Here is a 6,349-nt window from a genome sequence, read left to right on the forward strand (position 1 = left end):
CGCAAGCTCTCCAGGGCAGGTTGTGCGGTTGACCGCCAGGCGCCGGGCTTGGTTCGAACGGGCTTTACGGGCTGCCGGGGCAGGCTTACCCTTGAGGCTTTCCCGCCTGTTTCCAACGATTCAAGGACCCCTGCCATGAGCCGTATCTACGCCGACAACGCCCACTCCATCGGCAACACGCCGCTGGTGCAGATCAACCGCATCGCCCCGCGCGGGGTGACCATCCTGGCCAAGATCGAAGGGCGCAACCCAGGGTATTCGGTGAAGTGCCGGATCGGCGCGAACATGGTCTGGGACGCCGAAGGCAGCGGCAAGCTCAAGCCGGGCATGACCATTGTCGAGCCCACCTCGGGCAACACCGGCATCGGCCTTGCCTTCGTCGCTGCGGCGCGCGGCTACAAGCTCATGCTGACCATGCCGGCCTCCATGAGCCTGGAGCGGCGCAAGGTGCTCAAGGCGCTGGGCGCCGAGCTGGTGCTGACCGACCCAGCCAAGGGCATGAAAGGGGCGATCGAAAAAGCCAACGAGATCGTCGCATCCGATCCTGCGTTGTACTTCCAGCCAGGTCAGTTCGAAAACCCCGCCAACCCCGCAATTCACGAGAAGACCACCGGGCCTGAAATCTGGAACGACACCGACGGCGCCGTTGACGTGCTGGTCGCAGGTGTCGGCACCGGCGGCACCATTACCGGCGTGTCGCGCTACATCAAGCACACCCAGGGCAAGCCGGTGCTGTCGGTGGCCGTGGAGCCGGTGGCCTCGCCGCTGATCAGCCAGACCCTGGCCGGCGAGGAACTCAAGCCCAGCCCGCACAAGATCCAGGGCATCGGCGCAGGCTTCGTGCCGAAGAACCTTGACCTGTCGCTCGTCGACCAGGTCGAGCAAGTCACCGATGAAGAGTCCAAGGCCATGGCCATCCGCCTGATGCAGGAGGAGGGGATCCTGTGCGGCATTTCCTGCGGCGCGGCAATGGCGGCGGCAGTGCGCCTGGCAGAAAAGCCGGAGATGCAGGGCAAGACCATCGTGGTGATCCTGCCGGATTCGGGCGAGCGTTACCTGTCGAGCATGTTGTTCAGCGACATGTTCAGCGAGCAGGAAAACCAGCAGTAACGTCAGGTCCACAGCGCAGTCAGCAAGCCGAGGAGTGCTGATCCGGGTCAAGCGACCTCGATCTTCATGCTCGCGCTTGCCGCTTGTGACTTGCAGCGGCCTTCGATGGGTTTATCATGTCCGGCTATCTGGGGATGGCCTGATTTCCCCTCAAGGAGTGTTGCATGACCTTTTCCTTCGTCGCCAAGGCGGGTGTCCTGCTGGTGTTCTTCGGCAGTGTGCTGTTCGTGCACCTGCGCGGCAAGGCACGCCTGCCGGTACTGCGCCAGTTCGTCAACCATTCGGCGCTGTTCGCTCCCTACAACAGCCTGATGTACCTGTTCTCCGGTGTGCCTTCCAAACCTTACCTCGACCGTCAGCGCTTCCCCGAGCTGGATGTGCTCAAGGATAACTGGCAGGAGATCCGCGAAGAGGCCATGCGCCTGTTCGACGAGGGGTATATCCGCGCAGCCGAAAAGGACAACGACGCCGGCTTCGGTTCGTTTTTCAAGAAGGGCTGGAAGCGGTTCTACCTGAAATGGTACGACAAGCCGCTGCCGTCGGCCGAGGCACTGTGCCCGCGTACCGTCGAGCTGGTCAGTAGCATCCCCAACGTCAAGGGTGCAATGTTCGCCCTGTTGCCTGGCGGTAGCCACCTGAACCCGCACCGCGATCCGTTTGCCGGCTCCCTGCGCTATCACCTGGGGTTGTCCACGCCGAACTCCGACGACTGCCGCATCTACGTCGATGGCCAGGTCTATGCCTGGCGTGACGGCGAAGATGTGATGTTCGATGAAACCTATGTGCACTGGGTGAAGAACGAAACCGACGTGACGCGGGTGATCCTGTTCTGCGACGTCGAGCGTCCGCTCAACAGCCCACTGATGACCCGCATCAACCGCAAGGTCAGCGCGTTCCTTGGCCGCGCTACCGCGCCGCAGAACACCGACGACGAGCGGGTCGGTGGGATCAACCAGGCCTACGCCTGGAGCAAGCGCTTCAGCAACCGCATCAGCACCCATGTGAAGCAGTTCAAGCGCTCCAACCCCAAGGCCTACCGCATCCTGCGGCCGGTGCTGGCGGTGGTGGTGGCCTATCTGCTGTATCGCTGGTTGTTCTGATTCGCTGCGTCCCTCTTCGCGGGCTTGCCGCGAAGAGGGACGTCCGATCACCCTAGGGTGTTGCCCAGCTCCGCATTCACGGATATATTCCGAAACATTCAACTTCCCCGAAGACTTGTTCATGCCAGCCAGCCCTTCCACCACCGCCTTCGTTCTCGCGCCTGTCGCGGGCGTTGTCGTGCGTGGCAGCCAGCAGCCGGCCATGATCAGTCACTACCCACCACCTGTCAGTGGCGTCGTCGGCGGCGTATCTGCGCCCCGCTGCGTGGTCGTGCTGGGCTGATCGGCGTTCTCGCCGGCCCAAGCGCACTCGCAACCTACTGAACACGGTCGGCCTCTTTCCTCGCTGAAGCGCGCCCACCGTTTGGCTCTTGCCCAATATTCAGGTGGCAATACATGTCTGTCCTTTCGAAAGCATCCGTGGCCTCGGCGGCCACCACCAGCCTGTTCGTCCTGCTGTGGAGCAGCGGGGCGATCGTCTCCAAGCTCGGCCTGGCCCAGGCCAGCCCCTTCGCCTTCCTGCTGCTGCGTTCGGCATTGGCCCTGGCAGGGCTGTTGCTTATCGGCCCGTTGCTGAGGTTGCGCTGGCCGCGCAGTCGCGGCGGTATCCTGCGCGCCCTGGGGACCGGTTGCGTGCTGCTCGGTGCATACCAGATCTTTTACCTGCTGGCGCTCAACACCCACGTCACCCCTGGTGTCATGGCCACGGTCATGGGGGTGCAACCGATCCTCACCGTGGTGCTGATGGAGCGCCAGCGTTCATGGAGCCGTTTGTTTGGCCTGGGTCTGGGGCTTGGCGGGTTGGTGATGGTGGTTTACCAGGGCATCAACCTGGGTGGGGTTTCCCTCGCCGGAATGCTGTTTGCCTTGCTGGCGCTGACCAGCATGACGTTCGGCTCGATCCTGCAGAAACGCATCACCGACAACCCGATGGGAACCTTGCCGCTGCAATACCTGGCAGGGTTTGCCCTGTGTGCGGTGTTTGCGCCGTTCCAGCCGCTGCATGTCGAATGGAGCGCAAGCTTCGTCGGCGCCCTGCTGTGGATGGGGTTGGTGGTGTCGTTGCTGGCGACGCTGCTGCTCTACCGGTTGATCGCCCGAGGCAACTTGGTCAATGTCACCAGCCTGTTCTACCTGGTGCCAGCGGTGACCGCAGTGATGGATTTCCTCATCTTCGGTAACCGCCTGGCGCCGCTGAGCCTGCTGGGGATGGGGTTGATCGTGGTGGGGTTGCTGTTCGTGTTCCGCAAGCCTGGGGTGAAGATGGCCGAGGCCTGAATACCGCCTGCGGCGGTACGGTTTCAGGTACGCGCCGGCCGCAGCACCAACCACAGTGCTGCGGCTATCAGGACCCCGCCATACAGGTGTGCCATCGACAGCGGCTCATCCAGCAACCACGCCCCCCACAGCACCCCGAACACCGGAATCAGGAAGGTCACGGTACTGGCCTTGACGGGTCCGATCTCGTTGAGCAGGCGGAAGTACAGGATGTAGGCGAAGGCCGTGCACACCAGACCCAGGCCTAACAAAGACAGCCACACCGACCAACCACCCCAGCTGGCGGGTGGTTGGGTCAGTGCGCTCCAGGCAAACAGCGGGCTGAGCAGCAAGGTCGCTCCCAGCATGCTGCCCAGGGCGGACAGGCGGCTGTCCAGGCCGCCGATCCAGCGGCGGGCGAGAAAGCCGGCGAAGCCATAGCAGGTGGTCGCCGCAAGGCACGCCAGGGCGCCTTGCACCAGGGCCATGTCCAGCGCCACCGGGCCTGCACCGCTGAGGATGCCGACGCCGAACAGGCCAAGGAAGATCCCGCACAGTTTGGGCAGGGTCATGCTTTCGCGGAAGAACAACGCGCCGATCAGCACGCCCATCAGGGGTGTGGTGGCGTTGAAGATTGCCGAATACCCCGCTGGCAGTACCTGCGCGGCGACTGAATAGAACGTCGCCGGAATGCCCGAGTTGATCATGCCCAGCACCAGGCAGGCGCCGAGCTTGCCCTGGAAGTCCCAGCGCACCCTGGCTGCGGCGAGGATGCCGATCAGGCCGAGGCAGGCGATGGAGACGCGAAAGAAGGCGGTCGGTACCGTACCCAGTTCAGGGGCGATGATGCGCATGAACAGGAAGCTCGCACCCCAGACGGCAGCAAGGGTCAGCAGGCGGGCGAGGGCGATGGGGCTCACGGGTATCTCCGGGTTCTGGGCAGGGGCGCGAGTGTACGTCAGGTGTCGGGGTGTTTCTTGTGCTTTCTTGCTTTGGCAATTGGGTTGGCCCGCGAAAAGACCGACACCCGACTAAGCTCTTTTCATTCCGCCACCCACCGAGCCTCTCACCATGCCCCAGCCCTGGCCCGCCGCAGCCATCGCCCGGATGATCCTCGATGGCTTCGACAACTACCGAGAACACTTTCGCCGCATCACCCTGGGCGCCCGCGAACGCTTCGAACAGGCGCAATGGCAGGCGATCCAGCAGGCCGCTGCTGCGCGGATCAACCTGTACGAGGAGAAGGTCGCCGAGGTCAACGGCTGGCTGCGCGAAGGTTTCGACGCCTCGCTGCTGCTGGACGTGGAGCACTGGCCGCTGGTCAAGAGCGCCTACATCCGCCTGATCGACCCGCGCCTGGACGATGAGCTGGCCGAGACCTGGTACAACTCGCTGTTCTGCAGCCTGTTCAGCCACGACCTGATCAGCGACGGCTGCATGTTCATCCACACCACCCGCCCGGCCATGCGCGGCCACGAGCGCGCGGCACAGACCCGCACCTATCAGTTGCGCGACGGCCTGGGTGGTCTGTTGCGGGGGATCCTTGCCGACCAGGCTTTCGAGGTGCCCTATGGCGACCTCGACGCCGACCTGGCGCGCCTTGAGGAGCGACTGCGTGAATGCCTGCCCGACTGGGTATGCAAGGACCCAGCGCTGGCCGTGGAGCTGTTTTCCTCGGTGCTGTACCGCAACAAGGGCGCCTATCTGGTCGGGCGTCTGTACACCCGTGACGAGCAGTGGCCGCTGGTGATCCCGCTACTGCATCGCGAGGGCCATGGCATCGAGGTCGATGCGCTGATCACCGATGAGGCCGAGGTGTCGATCATCTTCTCGTTCACCCGCTCGTACTTCATGGTCGATGTGCCGGTGCCGGCGGAGTTCGTCAACTTTCTCAAGCTCATCCTGCCGGGCAAGCACGTTGCCGAGTTGTATACCTCGATCGGCTTCTACAAGCATGGCAAGTCGGAGTTCTACCGCGCGTTGATCAATCATCTGGCCAGTACCGACGACCGTTTCGTCATGGCACCCGGCGTGCGCGGCATGGTGATGAGCGTGTTCACCCTGCCGGGCTTCAATACCGTGTTCAAGATCATCAAGGACCGCTTTTCACCCTCCAAGACCGTCGACCGAGCCACGGTGATCGAAAAATACCGCCTGGTGAAAAGTGTCGACCGCGTGGGGCGCATGGCCGATACCCAGGAGTTCGCCGATTTTCGCTTCCCGGTGGCCAAGTTCGAAGCCGATTGCCTGGCCGAGCTGCTGGAGGTCGCGCCCTCGACGGTGGTCGTGGAGGGTGACAGCGTGCTGATCCGCCACTGCTGGACCGAACGGCGCATGACGCCGTTGAACCTGTACCTGGAGCAGGCCAGCGAGGCCCAGGTGCTCGAAGCCTTGGAGGACTACGGGCTGGCGATCAAGCAACTGGCGGCGGCGAACATCTTTCCCGGCGACATGCTGCTGAAGAACTTCGGCGTTACCCGGCATGGGCGGGTGGTGTTCTATGACTACGACGAGATCAGCTATCTCACCGAGGTGAATTTTCGCCATATCCCGCCGCCGCGCTACCCGGAGGATGAGATGTCTGGCGAGCCGTGGTATTCGATCGGGCCGCACGATGTGTTTCCCGAGGAGTTTCCGCCGTTCCTGTTCGCCGATATCGGCCAGCGGCGGTTGTTCAGTCGGCTGCATGGGGAGTTGTATGACGCGGACTACTGGCAGGGATTGCAGGGGGCGATACGGGAAGGGAAGGTGATCGATGTGTTTCCCTATCGGCGCAGGGGCAGGTGAGGGGTGTCAGTTGAGTCGATGGTGGCCTTTTCGCGGGCAAGCCCGCTCCCACAAGCCCCCACTGAACTCAAGGGCAGTGGGGGCTTGTGGGAGCG

Annotated in this window: 6 protein-coding genes; 5 read left to right on the top strand and 1 reads right to left on the bottom strand. The window is 63.3% G+C overall.

The genetic code is table 11. The annotated features are described in order from the left end of the window. Positions 1 to 135 precede the first annotated feature (135 nt). From cysK to ACNFHO_RS23780, 4 genes are all read left to right on the top strand, one after another. Positions 136 to 1,110 carry a cysteine synthase A gene (cysK, locus tag ACNFHO_RS23765; RefSeq protein ID WP_054895018.1) on the top strand — a complete coding sequence of 325 codons (975 nt, stop codon included), beginning with the start codon at positions 136 to 138 and terminating at the stop codon, positions 1,108 to 1,110. A gap of 164 nt (positions 1,111 to 1,274) precedes the next feature. Continuing rightward, positions 1,275 to 2,210, top strand: coding sequence for an aspartyl/asparaginyl beta-hydroxylase domain-containing protein (locus ACNFHO_RS23770; RefSeq protein ID WP_063543682.1), 936 nt, complete (start codon positions 1,275 to 1,277; stop codon positions 2,208 to 2,210). A 121-nt stretch (positions 2,211 to 2,331) separates the two neighbouring features. Further along, on the top strand, positions 2,332 to 2,493 hold the full coding sequence (locus tag ACNFHO_RS23775) for a hypothetical protein (RefSeq protein ID WP_176717845.1): 162 nt from the start codon (positions 2,332 to 2,334) through the stop codon (positions 2,491 to 2,493). 113 nt (positions 2,494 to 2,606) lie between these two features. Beyond that, entirely contained in the window at positions 2,607 to 3,488 is an 882-nt protein-coding gene (locus tag ACNFHO_RS23780) for a DMT family transporter (protein ID WP_054895016.1), read from the top strand. Positions 3,489 to 3,511: 23 nt separating this feature from the next. Here ACNFHO_RS23780 and ACNFHO_RS23785 read toward each other — a convergent pair whose 3' ends face one another. Continuing rightward, complete coding sequence (locus ACNFHO_RS23785) at positions 3,512 to 4,387, bottom strand: DMT family transporter (RefSeq protein ID WP_323454584.1); 876 nt, start codon at positions 4,385 to 4,387, stop codon at positions 3,512 to 3,514. A gap of 151 nt (positions 4,388 to 4,538) precedes the next feature. On the opposite strand from ACNFHO_RS23785, the gene aceK reads away from it, so the two are divergent. Continuing rightward, positions 4,539 to 6,254 (top strand): bifunctional isocitrate dehydrogenase kinase/phosphatase, encoded by a 1,716-nt coding sequence (aceK, locus tag ACNFHO_RS23790; protein ID WP_416767530.1) that lies wholly within the window; start codon positions 4,539 to 4,541, stop codon positions 6,252 to 6,254. Positions 6,255 to 6,349: the final 95 nt, after the last annotated feature.

Source organism: Pseudomonas sp. NY15374 (genome assembly GCF_048068255.1).
Classification (GTDB): domain Bacteria; phylum Pseudomonadota; class Gammaproteobacteria; order Pseudomonadales; family Pseudomonadaceae; genus Aquipseudomonas; species Aquipseudomonas machongensis.

What these genes read in the sequence shown, in the direction of transcription:
- cysK (WP_054895018.1), top strand. Translation starts at nt 136, where the DNA reads ATGAGCCGTATCTACGCCGACAACGCCCACTCCATCGGCAACACGCCG.
- ACNFHO_RS23770 (WP_063543682.1), top strand. Translation starts at nt 1,275, where the DNA reads ATGACCTTTTCCTTCGTCGCCAAGGCGGGTGTCCTGCTGGTGTTCTTC.
- ACNFHO_RS23775 (WP_176717845.1), top strand. Translation starts at nt 2,332, where the DNA reads ATGCCAGCCAGCCCTTCCACCACCGCCTTCGTTCTCGCGCCTGTCGCG.
- ACNFHO_RS23780 (WP_054895016.1), top strand. Translation starts at nt 2,607, where the DNA reads ATGTCTGTCCTTTCGAAAGCATCCGTGGCCTCGGCGGCCACCACCAGC.
- aceK (WP_416767530.1), top strand. Translation starts at nt 4,539, where the DNA reads ATGCCCCAGCCCTGGCCCGCCGCAGCCATCGCCCGGATGATCCTCGAT.